At 32.8% G+C, this 15,654-nt stretch carries 14 protein-coding genes; 3 read left to right on the top strand and 11 right to left on the bottom strand.

Annotated elements, in window-relative coordinates; genetic code table 11:
• Positions 1-80: 80 nt before the first annotated feature.
• The 9 genes from ACNC7R_RS09075 to ACNC7R_RS09115 form a co-directional block, all read right to left on the bottom strand.
• Complete coding sequence (locus ACNC7R_RS09075) at positions 81-1,139, bottom strand: glycoside hydrolase family 130 protein (protein ID WP_417940630.1); 1,059 nt, start codon at positions 1,137-1,139, stop codon at positions 81-83.
• Positions 1,140-1,563: 424 nt separating this feature from the next.
• The gene (locus ACNC7R_RS09080; RefSeq protein WP_417940631.1) at positions 1,564-2,898 is read right to left on the bottom strand and encodes a T9SS type A sorting domain-containing protein; all 1,335 of its coding nucleotides are present in this window, start codon (positions 2,896-2,898) and stop codon (positions 1,564-1,566) included.
• Positions 2,899-2,988: 90 nt separating this feature from the next.
• Positions 2,989-3,921, bottom strand: coding sequence for a LamG-like jellyroll fold domain-containing protein (locus ACNC7R_RS09085; protein WP_417940633.1), 933 nt, complete (start codon positions 3,919-3,921; stop codon positions 2,989-2,991).
• Positions 3,922-4,256: 335 nt separating this feature from the next.
• Positions 4,257-4,517, bottom strand: a complete 261-nt coding sequence (locus tag ACNC7R_RS09090) for a hypothetical protein (protein ID WP_417940634.1) — start codon at positions 4,515-4,517, stop codon at positions 4,257-4,259.
• Positions 4,518-4,562: 45 nt separating this feature from the next.
• Positions 4,563-4,997: a hypothetical protein gene (locus ACNC7R_RS09095; protein WP_417940635.1), complete on the bottom strand. Its 435-nt coding sequence runs from the start codon at positions 4,995-4,997 to the stop codon at positions 4,563-4,565.
• A 6-nt stretch (positions 4,998-5,003) separates the two neighbouring features.
• Positions 5,004-5,471: a hypothetical protein gene (locus ACNC7R_RS09100; protein ID WP_417940637.1), complete on the bottom strand. Its 468-nt coding sequence runs from the start codon at positions 5,469-5,471 to the stop codon at positions 5,004-5,006.
• Position 5,472: 1 nt separating this feature from the next.
• Positions 5,473-5,964 carry a lipocalin family protein gene (locus ACNC7R_RS09105; RefSeq protein WP_417940638.1) on the bottom strand — a complete coding sequence of 164 codons (492 nt, stop codon included), beginning with the start codon at positions 5,962-5,964 and terminating at the stop codon, positions 5,473-5,475.
• 2 nt (positions 5,965-5,966) lie between these two features.
• Positions 5,967-6,407 carry a hypothetical protein gene (locus tag ACNC7R_RS09110; RefSeq protein ID WP_417940639.1) on the bottom strand — a complete coding sequence of 147 codons (441 nt, stop codon included), beginning with the start codon at positions 6,405-6,407 and terminating at the stop codon, positions 5,967-5,969.
• A 4-nt stretch (positions 6,408-6,411) separates the two neighbouring features.
• On the bottom strand, positions 6,412-7,590 hold the full coding sequence (locus ACNC7R_RS09115) for a hypothetical protein (protein WP_417940640.1): 1,179 nt from the start codon (positions 7,588-7,590) through the stop codon (positions 6,412-6,414).
• 167 nt (positions 7,591-7,757) lie between these two features.
• Here ACNC7R_RS09115 and ACNC7R_RS09120 point away from each other — a divergent pair, with 167 nt between their 5' ends.
• From ACNC7R_RS09120 to katG, 3 genes are all read left to right on the top strand, one after another.
• A complete protein-coding gene (locus ACNC7R_RS09120) occupies positions 7,758-10,643 on the top strand; it encodes a histidine kinase (RefSeq protein ID WP_417940641.1) in 2,886 nt (961 codons plus the stop codon).
• Positions 10,640-11,389: a LytR/AlgR family response regulator transcription factor gene (locus ACNC7R_RS09125; RefSeq protein ID WP_417940643.1), complete on the top strand. Its 750-nt coding sequence runs from the start codon at positions 10,640-10,642 to the stop codon at positions 11,387-11,389. The genes ACNC7R_RS09120 and ACNC7R_RS09125 overlap by 4 nt, the downstream gene beginning before the upstream one ends.
• Before the next feature lie 448 nt (positions 11,390-11,837).
• Positions 11,838-14,114 carry a catalase/peroxidase HPI gene (gene katG / locus ACNC7R_RS09130; RefSeq protein WP_417940645.1) on the top strand — a complete coding sequence of 759 codons (2,277 nt, stop codon included), beginning with the start codon at positions 11,838-11,840 and terminating at the stop codon, positions 14,112-14,114.
• 74 nt (positions 14,115-14,188) lie between these two features.
• Here the strand turns inward: katG and ACNC7R_RS09135 are convergent, their stop codons facing one another.
• Both ACNC7R_RS09135 and ACNC7R_RS09140 read right to left on the bottom strand, forming a co-directional pair.
• On the bottom strand, positions 14,189-14,794 hold the full coding sequence (locus ACNC7R_RS09135) for an RsmD family RNA methyltransferase (protein WP_417940647.1): 606 nt from the start codon (positions 14,792-14,794) through the stop codon (positions 14,189-14,191).
• Positions 14,791-15,612 (bottom strand): DUF3822 family protein, encoded by an 822-nt coding sequence (locus ACNC7R_RS09140; RefSeq protein WP_417940649.1) that lies wholly within the window; start codon positions 15,610-15,612, stop codon positions 14,791-14,793. The genes ACNC7R_RS09135 and ACNC7R_RS09140 overlap by 4 nt, the downstream gene beginning before the upstream one ends.
• Between the last annotated feature and the right edge of the window lie 42 nt (positions 15,613-15,654).

Here is a 15,654-nt window from a genome sequence, read left to right on the forward strand (position 1 = left end):
TTCAGGAGGCTGTCTAAAAAGTCAGGACAGCCTTTTTTTTGAGATTAATACGAATTTATAATGAAATGATTAATAAAAGATCAACAGGGTTCACTAACCAGACAAGATAAAATTTCAGCAATAGAAAAATGAGCTCCACAGACAAATTCATCAGCTGCTCCATAATAGATAGTCAGTTTGTCTCCTTCCACAACATGACCATTTGTAAATACGACATGCCCAAAGAAACCGCTTAGTTCGTAATTTTCCTGTGGCATCATGATGGGATTCAAAGTGCGGGCAATTACTTTTGATGGATAATTTAAGTCCATTAAAAAAGCCCCCAGACAATATTGGTGTTCAGCATTCGCTCCATGATATATTTCGAGCCAGCCTCTATCTGTTTTAATCGGAGCTGCTCCGGCACCCACTCTGGCACTGTCCCAAAGTCCTTTTCGGGTTCCAACAAGAAACTGATGATTTCCCCAATGAATGCCGTCAATGGATTCGGCCAGCCAAATAAAATTACCTCCTATCTGTGGGCTTGATGGCCGATGCAAAGCGTAGAATTTACCATTTATTTTTTCTTCAAAAATAGCACAATCTTTATTGTGCGGAGGAAATATCATCCCTTTTGGTTCAAAATTTTTCCAGTCCTTTGTTATTCGCATTCCAACGCCAACGCCATTAGCGGAAACTGCTGTGTAGGTAATATAGTAAGTATCTTCCAGTTTGCTCACACGGGCATCTTCTATGCCAAATTGCTCTAAAATCCCTGAACCAAATAGAGAATTATAACCTTCAGGATGATAAAAATGTTTACCATCATCACTGCATAAAATGCGTAAATGTGAAAGTGTAGTTAAATAATCCAGGCCTTTGTATTGAACAATTCTGGCATCAGTAGCTACAAGATCAGGATCATTCAGAGAAATTTCGATAATTTCTACTTTCCCTAATTTATTAATTACAGGAAAAAAAATAACACCTTCTTTTGGCGCAATACTTTCTGCAACACGTACCAATAGCCATATTTTTCTTTCGAATAGAAATACGCCAGGATTTAACAGGCTGATAATTTGTAAATCGGGACTGCTGGCCTTAAGGTTTTTAGGTGTTAATATTGGATTTTCGGGAAACCGGCGTGCTATATCACTCATAATCGGATTGTTTTTTTAATGTTTTAAATGACTAACCATATTGATGCAAACTGGATTCAGTATAAAGAAAGCTAATTGAATATAAAATTTTTTTACAAGATTATAGTAAAGAATTTATAATATTTTTGAATGAGTCATTTAGTTTTTTATAGACTTTCTGGATATTTTATTCTGGAGTACGTTACGGGACAACTTGCTTAGTGCTAATTTTAAAATTATTTTTACTAAGAGCACTTAAATGACAGCGCTAAAAAAAACGCTAAAAAAAAGTCCTAAAAGAGATTCCGGTATTTACATAATGATCTGTGAATATTGATATAAACAAAACTAAGCCGCTCAAAAGAACGGCTTAGTAAAGAAATTAAAATCGTTTAAAAAGCTTGAATGAATCAATTTGATGAATCGTAGTAATAACAATGTGGATTTATTTTTTGATGATTCTTTTAGTACTGATCAGATTATTTTCATCTACGACTCTGACGAAATAAACGCCTTGGCTTAACGCTGATACATCTAGTTGCTTTTGGCTTGAAGACTTAATTTTGATTCCTTGGATGTCGTATATTTCAACCGATTTGATTTCGTTTTCTAATTCGATATTTAAAATGTTTTCTATAGGGTTAGGATACAAGGATACTTTTAGCCCGTTTTCGAAATCATCTACGCCTAATGAAGTATCGTATTTATAGACATATGGAATAAGATTAGAATCATTTTTTCCTGTAACATAGAGTTTATTATCATCGGTCTTTACAATTCGGCCATAAAGAAAAGCACCTACGTTTTCGTTACTTCCGAACGAAGTACTTAGCTGAGTCCATGAAGTACTTGTTCCATCAGTATATTTAAAAGCAGATAGACCATTGGTATTACTGCTATTATAAGCATGAAACATATATAAATCATTTCCATATACGGCTATATCAAATGAGTTTGAACTAACTCCCGGAGAAAATAACGAACCAACACCAGCCCAGGAACTTCCATTGTGTTTAAAAACCTGATAGTTTTGTCCAGACTGCATTAACAAAAATAATTTTCCATTAGAATTTGAAATAATTTTGGTTCCTGTCGATGTACCATTGAGTTGGCTATGGAGAGAGAAAATAAAATTAGACGCATCGTATTCATAGGTTCTGATGGTGTAAGTAGTAGAATTTATAGCCGCAACATAAACTTTATCCGTGCTTCTGTCTATAGCAATTGATAAACCTGCCTGAGCATTATCGTATGAAAAACCTGCCTGACCAAAAACACTCCAAGAAGTACCATTGAACCTTGAAACAGTAGCTTTTCCGGTATAGAATAAATCATTATAGACAGCATAAATATTACCATTACTATCAAAATCAAAATCGATAGTCACTACTGCTGCACTGGTAAAACCACCATTTCCTACTAATTGCCATGAAGTTCCGTTGTATTTCATGATAGTCATTTTTTGATTCCTTGCAGAATCTGTATAAGCTAAATATAATGTATTGTTGAAAGTTTTAAGCTTTATATTTGTTGCCCCGCCAGAGGTTAATGCCTCACTAAACATACTGTAAGTAGAGCCTGATAGCTTTCGGACAGAAATTTTATTTCCGTTTCCAGCGTCTTGATAAGCGATATAAACATCATTGCCTATTGTTGCGGTACTATAAAAATGATTGGCATTCCAGCTTGTATTTGCAGGGTCCGGGATATTGGTCCAGGATTGGGCGTTAGATAAATTAACAGAAAGTAATAATAGTAATAATAGTAAACTTTTTTTCATTTTTTATTTAAAGATTTTGCGGCATTTATAATTCATTTTATAACTCCGTGAAATAAAACCAAAAGGGATTAAAGGAGTTTTTGTATGGTATTAGTTCTTAAAAAATTTTTGAGTGACAACATGAGAGTTTTGATCTTCAATTCGAACAAAATAAATACCATGACTCAGTTCTGATACATTAACTTGTTTTTGGTTTGAAGATTTAATTTTTAGCCCCTGAGGGTTGTATATTTCAACTGATTTTAGTTCTGTTTCAAGGTGAATGTTAAGGGTTTCTTTTACCGGGTTAGGATAAACGGAAGCATTTAAATGACCAGATTGAAAATCGGCAACTCCCAGACTGGCTCCGTTATATAATTGAGTAACCTGTGCATCAGAAAGTGCTCCATTGTAAATTTGAAGATCATCTATATAGGCTCTTATGCTGCGCGAACTGAAAATACTCGGAGTACTGCCAATGTAAAAATATCCATTTGATGTATTTATAGCCAGAGCTTGTGTTTTGAGTAATTGTCCGTTTAGATAAATTTTGATATTAGTACTATCATACGAAATAACAAAATGATGCCAATCGCCAGGTGCATTAGCTGTAAAGTCATGGATAATACTATAGCCTGATCCCCAGTTATATTGTTCTAATTGATTGTAGTTGTTGATCGTTAATCCAAAACAATTGCCATTAGAAGCTGTGCCATAGCTAAATACATATTGTATAAACTGGAAGTCTTTGAATTTTACCCACATAACAATGCTTCGGGCTGATGTACCTGTTGGCAGATTACTCATACCTGAATAAAGCGATGTACCTGCACTAAGATCAATAGCACTATTCGCGATACCATGTCTCCCTGTTGCATAATTTACAGCATGAGCATTGGCGCTCCCATCGCTAATTATAAATCTGTCAACTAAAGGATTAGTGGTGTCATACAATGTTCCATCAAACGTATAATGTTTTATGAGTGTCTGAGCATTAGTATAAGTAAAGCTTATTAAAAAAATAGAAAGTAAAATTTTTTTCATAAAGTTGTTTTTTAGATTATTCAGTAACCAAAATTAATCTATCAGAAGACCGAAGATAAGCTGAGTTTAGCAAGAGCGTTTTTCAGTTAACCAAATCTGGTTTCGAAGTCAACGAGTTGAAAATGATCGATTTTAAATTCAAAATTTATTCCAGACAAAATAAAATACCCGCTTGTATTTAATAAAAACACAACAAAAATAATAACCCAAACATTTTTTGTTATGATGATAGATTGTCCCCAATAATAACTTGTAATATTTAAAAATACTTAGTGCGTCAAATACTAAGCGGATAGAAGTTAGTTAACATCTGGTTTTAAAAATCAAATAGAATTTTAGTGTTTTTTTGATTTATGATAAACTCTAATCATTTCCTCTTGTAAATTTGTAACATCAATTAATTCTGGTTTTGTTATTCCGTTGAAAAACAGAATCTTCCATAATAAACCTGTGGTTGAAAACGAGAATTTCTCTTTCGTTTTGGGAATAAAGATTAATTGACTACCAGATTCAACTTCAACAACAGTAGAATGAATATTTTCGCAATATTTTTTTGCCTGATTCAAATAAAAGTTGCTGTCATCTGCAAAAGCCATAATTTTAAAATAATGTCCGGCTAAAATATTCAGCCGGACAAATAATTATTTTTTGACTAAAATATAGGTATTAGTTCCTTTTCTCTGAGAAGAAGAATTTGAAATGTATTCTATTTTCATTTCTTTTGAGGTAAGAGACAGAACTTTTATTTGATAACTTATTAAGGTACTTCCGTTATATAATTTGATGATGTTGTCCTTGTATTTATAGGTCCAGGCATTAATTTCAACTTCGCAATCACCATCATAAAAGTTTTCTTTGATTTCTCCTTTTGAATCCAGTTGAATAAAATTTTTATTAGTTGAGCAATTGTGATTATAGTCTTCAAATACTTCCTGATTTAGTTCATTATAAGTAAGTACTTTTGAAAACTCCCATTTACCCACTACGTTTGAATCTGCTGAAGCATCGTCATTTGAGCAGGAGATAAACATTGTAGTTGCCAAAATAAGTAAGGCTACGTTTGTTATTTTCTTCATTTTCTTTTATTTATTGGTTTCATTTATTCTTTTAAAAAGTAATAATGGTGTTGTAGTTGCGGTCGGCTTACTAACGTATACAGCACCTGGATAGATTTTTTTTACCTTAAGTTCTGTCTCACTTACAGACAAGATTACATAGTAAAAAGTAGCTTCAGCATTTCCGTTATAAAAAAATCTAATTTCCTTGTCTTTATTAGTATAAGTACCACTGTTGTTATATTTTTGACATCCGAAACTATAGTTTGTTTCCGAAAAGTTAGACGCAGTAAATTCAATAAAATTATTTTGGGTTGTACAAATTTTATTATAATCAACCCAATATTCTTCTCCGGCAGAGTTCATACTTCCGTCTTTATAATATTCCCATTTTCCAATAATAGTTGGTTCGGGTGTTTTCTCGTCATCGTTGGAACAAGAGAAAAATAGTGCTGTTACTAAAACGAGAAGACTTGTAGTTAAGATTTTTTTCATTTTAAGATTTTTTAGTCTCAATTACTTTTTTAAAAAGAACAATTTCTGTTGAACTGGCTAATTTACCAGATGTAGCTGTAGTTTTGCTAACGCTTACATCAGCATTATTGAAGATTTTTTTCACTTTCAATTCACTAGCACTTAAAGAGATAATTTCATAATAGTAAGAGCCTTCATTATTTTTTGAATAGTAGAATCTAATGGTATTGTTTTCATTGGTGTAAGTGCCTCCACCAGCATTTTTTTGACAATTGGAACCGTGATATGTTTCTGAAAAGTTAGATGTAGTAAATTCAATATTATCGTTTTCTGAAGTACAATAGTTATTGTAATCAACTAGATTTTCTATACCGTTTGAATTTACGCTTCCCAATTTATAAAATTCCCATTTTCCTATGATTGTTGGTTCGGTTGTTTTCTCGTCATCGCTGGAACAAGAGAAAAATAGTACTGTTACTAAAATTAATAAACTTGTAGATAGAATTTTTTTCATTTTTATTTATTGCTTGTGTTTTTATTTACTTTTTTAAATACGATTACTTGTCTGGCTGAAGTATCGGTATTGTAAAATAATTTTACTTTTAACTCGGTTTCAGTTAAGGAAATGATTTCGTAATAAAAATCGACTTGATTGCCTCCTTTATAAAAAGTAATCCTATTACTTTCATTTTTGTAAGAAGGATAAGTACCAGTGTAGGTTTCGCAACCACTGCCATAGGAAGTTTCTGCGGAAGAAGTTTGGGTGAACTCTATAAAATCATTTTTTGTAGAACACAAATGTTCGTAAATGCTTAATCTATCTTCATTAGAACCAGTTTTATAGTATTCCCATTTTCCAACCAATGATATTGCAGTAGTAGTATCATCATCTTTAGAGCAGGATGAAATGGAAAAAAAGCTTAAAAAAATCAGTGTTATTTTAATGATGTTTTTCATTTTTTTATTGTTTAGGTTTGTATATGTTAGCTTTTTCACAAGCAATAGGATCCATTCCGGAGTTTGCATGATCTACAGGAGGTGTAGTGTAATTTTCTTTTAAATCGCCACCTGTGCTGTAAGAGTTCATCTGTTCGATTTGCATTTTCATGAATCCGCAACTACCGTCAGGTTTTTTAAATACGGTTACAATAGCCATAATTCGGGATGTTAAGGTTCTCATGTATTTGCCTTCTCTGTTTGGTAGCATTTGGTACTGAGGCAGCCATTCGCTTGTAGTGTAACAATAAATTGGTGTTTCTTTCCAGCTGTAATCCGCTACGCGTTTTTTTACGGCGTCCATCATGGCTTTTTGTGAAGGAGATTGTGCCGGTGTTGCTTTTTGAGGTAAAGTTACATTGGCAGAATAAGCGTCTTCTTTTTTCTTCTCCATGTCCTTAAAAATTTGAATAATTTTTGAAGGGGGATAGTTTTTGATTTTATCCTGCATACCTTCTTTGTAGATAAACAAATAAGCCTGAGTATCAAATAAATTATGTCCATAAGGGTTTCCTCCTGAAGCTGCGTAAGGTTCATCAGCAGCATAAAAAAGTCCTGGTTCTAATTGCAGTAATCCCTTTATATTTCCTTTTGTCACACCTTCGGTTGGATTTTGACTATTGTATTGTACATAGGCAAAATCAACAAAAGCTGCTTCTCTGTAATGTAATAATCCTTTAGATTTCATTTGTTTGAATAGCACGGCTCTGGCTTTAGCATCTATTCCGGAACTTCCCCAGCCACACGCTTCGATGGCTTCGCCTCCAGTTTTACCAAAATGATAGCGTGTATACAAATTCACTTTGTAATTAGCATCATCAAACTCTAAATACACTTTTTTGACGGCGTATATTTTTTCTGTATTCTTGCTTCGAACTCCTACTGGAGCCGAAAAATAATAAATTCCGCTTGAACCTTCTTTTTTAAAAGTTTGCTTTTCTAAAAAGGAATCCGCTGCATCTTCATCCAGCATTTTTTGCTCTTTTTTATTAGGAATAAAAGCTTTTTTAGCATCTCCTTCTGGAGTTCCTAGTGTTTTTTCGGCAACTTTATTAATCAGTTTTCCAAATTGTGCCTGACTCTGATTCATGCTTAGAACAATTGAAACCACAAGTAATGCTGTTTTCAAATAATTGTTTTTCATTGATGTTTATGTTTTATGATGCCGCAAAGCTAATTAGTCATACAAAAAGACTTTAGAGCAGTTAACAAACACCTCTTTTGAGTTAATCAGAAAAACATCGTTAACCGAAAAACTATTTTTGTAAACTCAAAATACTATCCTGTTTATAAATTTTTATTTTTGCATAAATGCTGATAAAAAAACACCTGCTTGTCTTTTATTTTTTATTATTCTCCATAATTTCCTGGAGCCAAAATCCATTATATTATAAAATTGATAAATCAAAAGGGCTTCCTTCTAACAATGTTTATGATATTTTTCAGGATACTAAAGGGTTTATGTGGTTTGCTACTAATCAGGGTATTTGTAGATTTGATGGTAAAACTTTTCTTTCCTTTACAGCTGATTTTCAAACGTCTAAATCAGGATCTAATATTAAAGAAGATAAATACGGTCGTATTTGGTATAGTAATTTTGATGGATATCTATATTATGTAGAAAATGGAAAACTAAAAGCGTTAAATAATACAAATACAATAGGTTATGTGAAATTTGGGATCTCAAATGACTATCTTTTAGTAATCGAAAGAGATTATTTAGCAGCTTACAGATTAAAAGATTTGAAAATTGAGAAAAAAATAGCATTAAATACCAAGGATCTCATTGCGACTCACTGTTCAAAAAATATTTTTTATTTGATGGGTAAAGATCTTATCCTTATTGATAAAAACCTGAAAAAAAAGTCAGTTCCACTTCAGAAAGAGCTTTATGAAAATTTTCCGGCTCCAATTTTTCAGGATAGTCCTAAAGGACTTTTATTTGTATCTAAGTATGCAAAACATTTTTTTGTTTTTGATAAAACGAAATTCATAAAAAAACAAATTGAAGGAAAGTTTAACTTTATTCAAAACCTTGCTTATGATCATGAAACAAATTGGATTTGTACCACTCAGGGCGTTATAAGATATCAAGACGATCAGATTAATACAAAAAATACTTATTTTAAAGATTTCAATATTTCCTATGTGTTTAAAGATATACATCAAAATTATTGGTTTTCAACTATAAGTGAAGGTTTGTTGCTTGTGCCATCAATAAAAAACAATTTTATTCCTTTTGAAAAGAGAGCCAATGTTATTTCGGTTTGTGGCAATCAATTATTTATTGGTACTACAAACGACAATATTTACAAATCAGATCTTAATTCGTTTAAGTTTAACAAAATCTTTGATGGAGGTACGAATCACGAAGTATATTTTTTAAGCCTGGACAGCTTACATCAAAAGGTATTATTTACTTCTAATTCGTTTAAGACTTTTGACTTTTATGCAAAAAATAAAACAGAAGATATTTTAGCAGTAAAAGATGCCCAAAAAATAGACCAGTCATTTTTTGCATTTGCTGCAAGTGGTGTTTGCGGTTTTTACAGGGTCTCTGATAATAAAAGTAACTGGGATAATTATTTAAAAAACAATGCTGCCGTTGACACCAAGACAACTAATTTTTATAGTCTTCTCAATGGTGTTCAGGGCAAATCAGCCACTTACAATCCGTTTAATCAAACTGTTTATTTTGCAACCAGCAAAGGTCTCTTTCTGGTAAATAGAAACTATAAAAAGGAATTAAAAAAAGATAATAAATCACTTTATTTTTATAAGATTAAATGTTTTGGTAATCAGGTTATTGGGTTGACAACAAATGAACAGCTATATTCAATAAGTCCAACTAATGAAATAAAATTATTTGACACAAAAAAATTAACTAACAGTGAAAGGGTAATTAAATTTAAAATAATAAAAGATTATCTCTATTTATTTACTCCATGCAGTATTTATGAATATCATTTCATTTCGAAAAAATCTAAAAAAGTAATAGCTTTAAACCCTGAATTTGAAATAAGCGATATAGCCAGAAACGCATCAAAAGTTATTTTAGCCAACACTCATGGTTTTCTGATCTTAGACAGCAACAATGTTAACAATGCAAACCGACCTAAATTTGTAGTTAATATTATTGAAGTAAATGGAGTAATTAAAACAAAAAAAGAGTTAGAGAATTTAGCTTTTGATCAGAATAACTTAAAAATAAATTTTTCAATTTTATCTTTTATTCCCAATCAGGTTAATCGCCTCTATTATAAAATTAATTCAGAAAGATGGCAGTTATTAGAGGATGATAGCCGTAACTTTAAATTAAGTTCTCTTTCACCTGGATCTTATACAATTTGTTTTCAAACAGAATTTGAAAACAAAAAATCTGAAATAACCTCCTTAAAGATAGAAATTAAAAAACCTTTTTGGTTAAAATATAGTTTTATTGCTTTCGTGATAATTTTATTTCTATCCATTTTGTTTTTAATTTATGAATGGCAAATAGCGAGGATTCAAAAAAGAAACCAGTTATTACTTGATAAAATGAATTTGGAAAAAAATGTAAATCAATCCAAACTGAAAGCAATTAAATCGCAAATGAACCCACATTTCTTTTATAATGCACTAAATACATTACAATCTTATATTCTGGCTAACGAAAAAAAGGAAGCTATTGATTATTTATCAAAATTTTCCAATTTGACCCGGATCATTCTTGAAATGACAGAAAAAGACTGGATAAGTATTGCTGATGAAATCAAAACATTAACCTTGTATTTTGAAATTGAAAAAGTTAGATTCGAAGATGATTTTAGTTTTACTGTTTTTGCCTTCTCAAATGTTGATACAGAAAACACAAAAATACCGTCGATGCTTTTACAGCCCTTTGTAGAGAATGCAGTCAAGCATGGATTGTTGCACCGGTCAGGATACAAAGAAGTAAAGGTTTTGTTTGAAACCGTTAAGGAGGATTTAATTATTACAGTTGATGACAATGGCGTGGGCAGAAAAAAAAGCAATGAATTAAAACAAATTAAGAACAAAAGGCATCAGTCTTTTGCTACCGATGCACTGCAAAACAGAATTGATCTGATTAATCAATACACTCATAAAAATATTTCAATACAAATTATCGATAAATATAGTGTAAATGAAATACCAACCGGAACAAAAGTGATCATAAAAATACCTTTAGAAATATGATTCAGGCAATAATTATTGATGATGAAAAACGAGCCAGGCTAAATTTAACATTACTAATTGAAGAATACTGTACAAATGTTGAGGTAATTGCTTCTTGTGAGAACTTGCCTGAGGGAGTAAAAGCCATTAGAAAAAACAAACCAGATTTAGTATTTTTAGATATAGAAATGCCAGGGCATAGTGGTTTAGAATTGTTAGACTTTTTTGATGAAAATGAAATCGATTTTAAAATAATTTTTACAACAGCTTATCAGGAATATGCAATTCAGGCTTTTAAGTTTTCTGCAGTTGATTATTTATTGAAACCCATTAACCCGAATGAACTAAGGGATGCCATAATACGATTTTCTAAAACCAAAGAAAAACTCGAAAATTATTCTATTTTGAAAGAAAACATCAAACAGGACACCTTTAAAAAAATTGCAGTTCCTACCGGAAACAGTTTGGTTTTTTTAGAGAAAGACAAAATAGTTTGTATTAAAGGCGAAGGAGCTTACTCTGAAATAATTTGTTCTGATGGAGAAAAACATCTCGTAAGTCGAAATTTAAAAAAATTTGAAGATATAATGTGTATTGATCAAAATTTTATAAGAAACCATAAATCCTATATAGTAAATATTAGTTTTATTAAGGCTTACAATAAATCTGATGGAGGAAGTCTCATACTAAAAAACGGATTGCAATTACCAGTTTCATTTGAAAAAATCCAGATAATTTTACAAGCAATTGAAATCATTACACGCTAAATAAACAGTTTGACAGTACTATTCTAATTGAAAAGTCAAGGCTCAGATTATAAAATCAAAGCCTTAACTTTTCAATTTACATACTTTTTATGACAGAGTCGATTTATGAATCAGATATTTGATTTATATTCTATTTGCTTTATTTGATTCCTTGTTTTGAGATTTTATTAACTTTTTTATTTGACTTAAATTCGTTAACTTCATTAATCATTTTTGACATTCTTATTTCAGGCTTTATTATCATTATAATGCTTTGATTTAATAACAATATCTTGATTATCAGTTGTTTTATTTTGGATAGCACTTTTATTACCCTCTTTTTTAATAGATTTTACCTATAAAAGTAGATTGATATAATATAGATAACACATAGTCTTCTTCTGTTTAGATTGTAAATTAGCATTTAGTTAAAAGTCATTACAAAATATATAAATCAAAAAAGTATAGTATGGAAAATCAATCAAATGACATCAGTAAGTGCCCTTTTCATAATGGCAGCATAGACAAAGCGGCGGCATCAGGAACAAAAAACCGAGACTGGTGGCCGAAACAGTTAAAAGTAAATATCCTGAGACAGAATTCCTCTTTATCAGATCCAATGGGAAATGATTTTGATTATGCTGAAGCTTTTAAAACTTTGGATCTTGACGCGTTAAAAAAAGATTTGCATGACCTTATGACGGATTCACAGGACTGGTGGCCGGCAGATTTTGGTCATTACGGTGGTTTGTTTATTCGTATGGCGTGGCACAGCGCAGGAACATATCGTGTACATGATGGGCGGGGGGGAGCCGGTGCAGGACAACAGCGTTTCGCACCTCTTAACAGCTGGCCTGACAATGTAAGTCTTGATAAAGCCAGAAGACTATTATGGCCAATCAAACAAAAATATGGACGAAAAATATCGTGGGCAGATTTAATGATATTAACCGGTAACGTTGCCTTGGAATCTATGGGTTTTAAAACATTTGGTTTTGCCGGAGGACGGGCAGATGTTTGGGAGCCGGACGAATCAGTTTATTGGGGTTCTGAAACCACTTGGCTCGGAGGAGACGAACGTTATGCTGATGGTTCAGATGGAGTACCGAAAGATCATGGAGTAGTATCATCTGATGACAATGCAGATGGGCAAGTTCACTCCAGAAATCTTGAAAAACCTCTTGCTGCAGTACAAATGGGACTTATATATGTAAATCCGGAGGGACCAGATGGTAATCCTGATCCTGTTCTTGCAGCCAAAGACATTCGGGATACTTTCGGACGTATGGCAATGGATGATGAAGAAACAGTAGCGTTGATTGCAGGAGGACACACATTTGGAAAAACACATGGAGCAGCTTCAGCTGATTATGTAGATAAGGAGCCTGAAGCTTCCGAAATAGAACTACAAGGTTTTGGCTGGCAAAATAATTTTGGTTCAGGTAAAGGTCCAGACACCATCACAAGCGGATTGGAAGTAACGTGGACAAAAACGCCAACGCAATGGAGCAATAATTTCTTCGAAAATTTATTTGGTTTTGAATGGGAACTATCTAAAAGTCCTGCGGGAGCTCACCAATGGGTAGCTAAAAATGCGGAGCCTGTTATTCCTGATGCATTTGATAGCTCTAAAAAGCACCTTCCTACAATGCTAACAACCGACTTATCATTAAGATTTGATCCAGCTTATGAAAAGATTTCCCGCAAGTTTCTGGAAAACCCAGATGCTTTTGCAGATGCTTTTGCACGTGCATGGTTTAAACTGACACATAGGGATATGGGACCGCGTTCAAGATATCTGGGATCTGATGTGCCTCAGGAAGAATTATTATGGCAGGATCCTATTCCGGAAGTAAACCACATCTTAATTGATGAAAATGATAGTACTCAATTAAAAGAAAAAATACGGAATTCGGGTTTAAGTATTTCACAGTTAGTTGCTACTTCGTGGGCATCGGCATCTACTTTTAGAGGTTCTGATAAACGTGGGGGAGCAAATGGAGCACGAATCAGACTGGCACCTCAAAAAGACTGGAAGGTAAATAATCCGCCACAGCTTAAACAGGTTTTAGACAAACTTGAAAGTATTCAAACAGAATTTAATGCTGCACAAGAAAATGGAAAAAAAGTCTCATTAGCAGATTTAATCGTTTTAGCGGGTAATGCTGGAATAGAGATGGCTGTTAAGAATGCAGGACATTCCGTTAATATTTCTTTCACACCAGGCAGAATGGATGCTTCTCAGGAACAGACAGATATTGAATCTTTTGGTTATCTGGAGCCTAAAGCAGACGGATTCCGTAATTATAGAAGTACAAAATCGACAGTATCTACTGAGGAACTTCTTATAGACAAAGCAAATTTACTGACACTTACTGCACCTGAGCTTACTGTGCTTTTAGGAGGGCTACGTGTTTTGGATATCAATACTGACGGAAGTAAAAATGGTGTTTTCACACATCGTCCGGGTCAGCTTACTAATGATTTCTTTGTGAATTTACTGGATATGAATACAAAATGGCAGGCTTTATCTCATGATAAGGAACTTTATGCCGGAAACGACCGCAATACGGGCCAGCCAAAATGGATGGGTACACGTGCAGATCTTGTTTTTGGTTCTAATTCAGAATTAAGAGCCATTGCCGAAGTTTACGCCAGCAGTGATGCACAGGAAAAATTCATCAACGATTTTATTGCTGTATGGAATAAAGTAATGAACCTGGATCGATTTGATGTAGTTCACTAGAATTCATACTGAGTTAAAATAAAAGAGGCTGTCCGAAAAAGTTCCGGCAGCCTCTTTTTTATAAAAAAAGAAAATTATCCTTCGTCGTCTTCTGTTGCTTTTATTGATGAATCATCCGGAAGTTCTTCGTCATCATCAGTGGAGTTTAATTCGAAGAAACTAAAAAAGGAGCCTCCATAACTTTTCTGAAAAGAGAAATTACTCAAATGATCCATTTTGGTATACTTAGAATGTTCGATAATCATCATTCCGTCTTCATGGAGTAATTCTCTTTCGAAAACGGTCAGAACAATTTTTTCAAATGCCGCCTGATCTAATCCGTAAGGTGGGTCGGCAAATATAATATCATAAGAAGTTTTGCAGTTTTCCAGAAATTTATAAACATCACTTTTGGTGGCTGCAATATCAAAATCATATTCTGCTGCTACTTGTTTAATAAATTTCACACATCCAAAATCGCCATCGACAGCTGTAACTGGGGCACTTCCGCGTGAGGCAAATTCATAACTGATGTTTCCGGTTCCGGAAAATAAATCCAAAACCTTTAAGCCGTCAAAACTAAAATGATTATTCAAAACATTAAATAATGCTTCTTTGCTCATGTCAGTCGTAGGTCTTACAGGAAGGTTTTTTGGCGGAAAAATGCGGCGTCCTTTGTATTTTCCAGAAATGATTCTCATGATTGAAATAAGATATAATGTTTTTGATTTTCTGCAGTAGAGAAGCTATTTTTTTGCTGTAAAGTGCTTACATCCAAAAAGGATACGTTGCGGATGTATTTATATGCAATAGCATAAAACGGATCATTTTTATTGATAGTGCCTAATAATTCAAGTGGAAAAATTTCCGGATTTAAACTCAGTTGTTCGGCTGTAAAAAGTAAATAATAAATAAAATCTTCCGGAGTCTGGTATTCAAAAGAATTGAATAAAAGCAGTTTTTGATTTTCAACTACAATGATTTCAAAATGTTCCGGATTAAAATTAACGATCATTTTTCTGGCGTCGTTATTTTTTGAAGCTTCAAGTAATTTTTCGACTAAAATGCTGTTCACATGTTTGTAATCAAAAGATCCTACATTGTCAATCAGGAAGTTATTGATATTTATATACGGGATATAAACAGCATTCATTTCGTAATTGGAAATTTCATCGTAGGTAAAAAAATCAGTTTCAAAAACTTTTGTGGTGTATTGCAAATAGCTGCCAAGATAATTTTCATCAAAAAGAGCCGCAGGTACAAAAGTTGAAAAATTGTTATTATGAATGACCATAATGTCATCATAGGTATCTTTTAATTCGCAATGTTTTTTGAAAGCTTCTGCGTAATGATCCTCTATTTTAATTGTTTTTTTTGAGGGGTCAAATTTAATTTCACTGAAAGAAGTAATTCTATCGTTTAACGTGTCGAAACAGCAGAAAGAAAATCCGGTCAGCGAAACCTGAATAGAAAGTTTTTTATAAAGTTTGGATGTAATATTGGTGTTTTGAAATGCCATAATTGTATTTATGATTCCTTACTTGTTTGCAGCTTGAGCAAG

This window comes from Flavobacterium adiutor, from assembly GCF_048282555.1.
In the GTDB taxonomy this organism is placed as follows: Bacteria; Bacteroidota; Bacteroidia; order Flavobacteriales; family Flavobacteriaceae; genus Flavobacterium.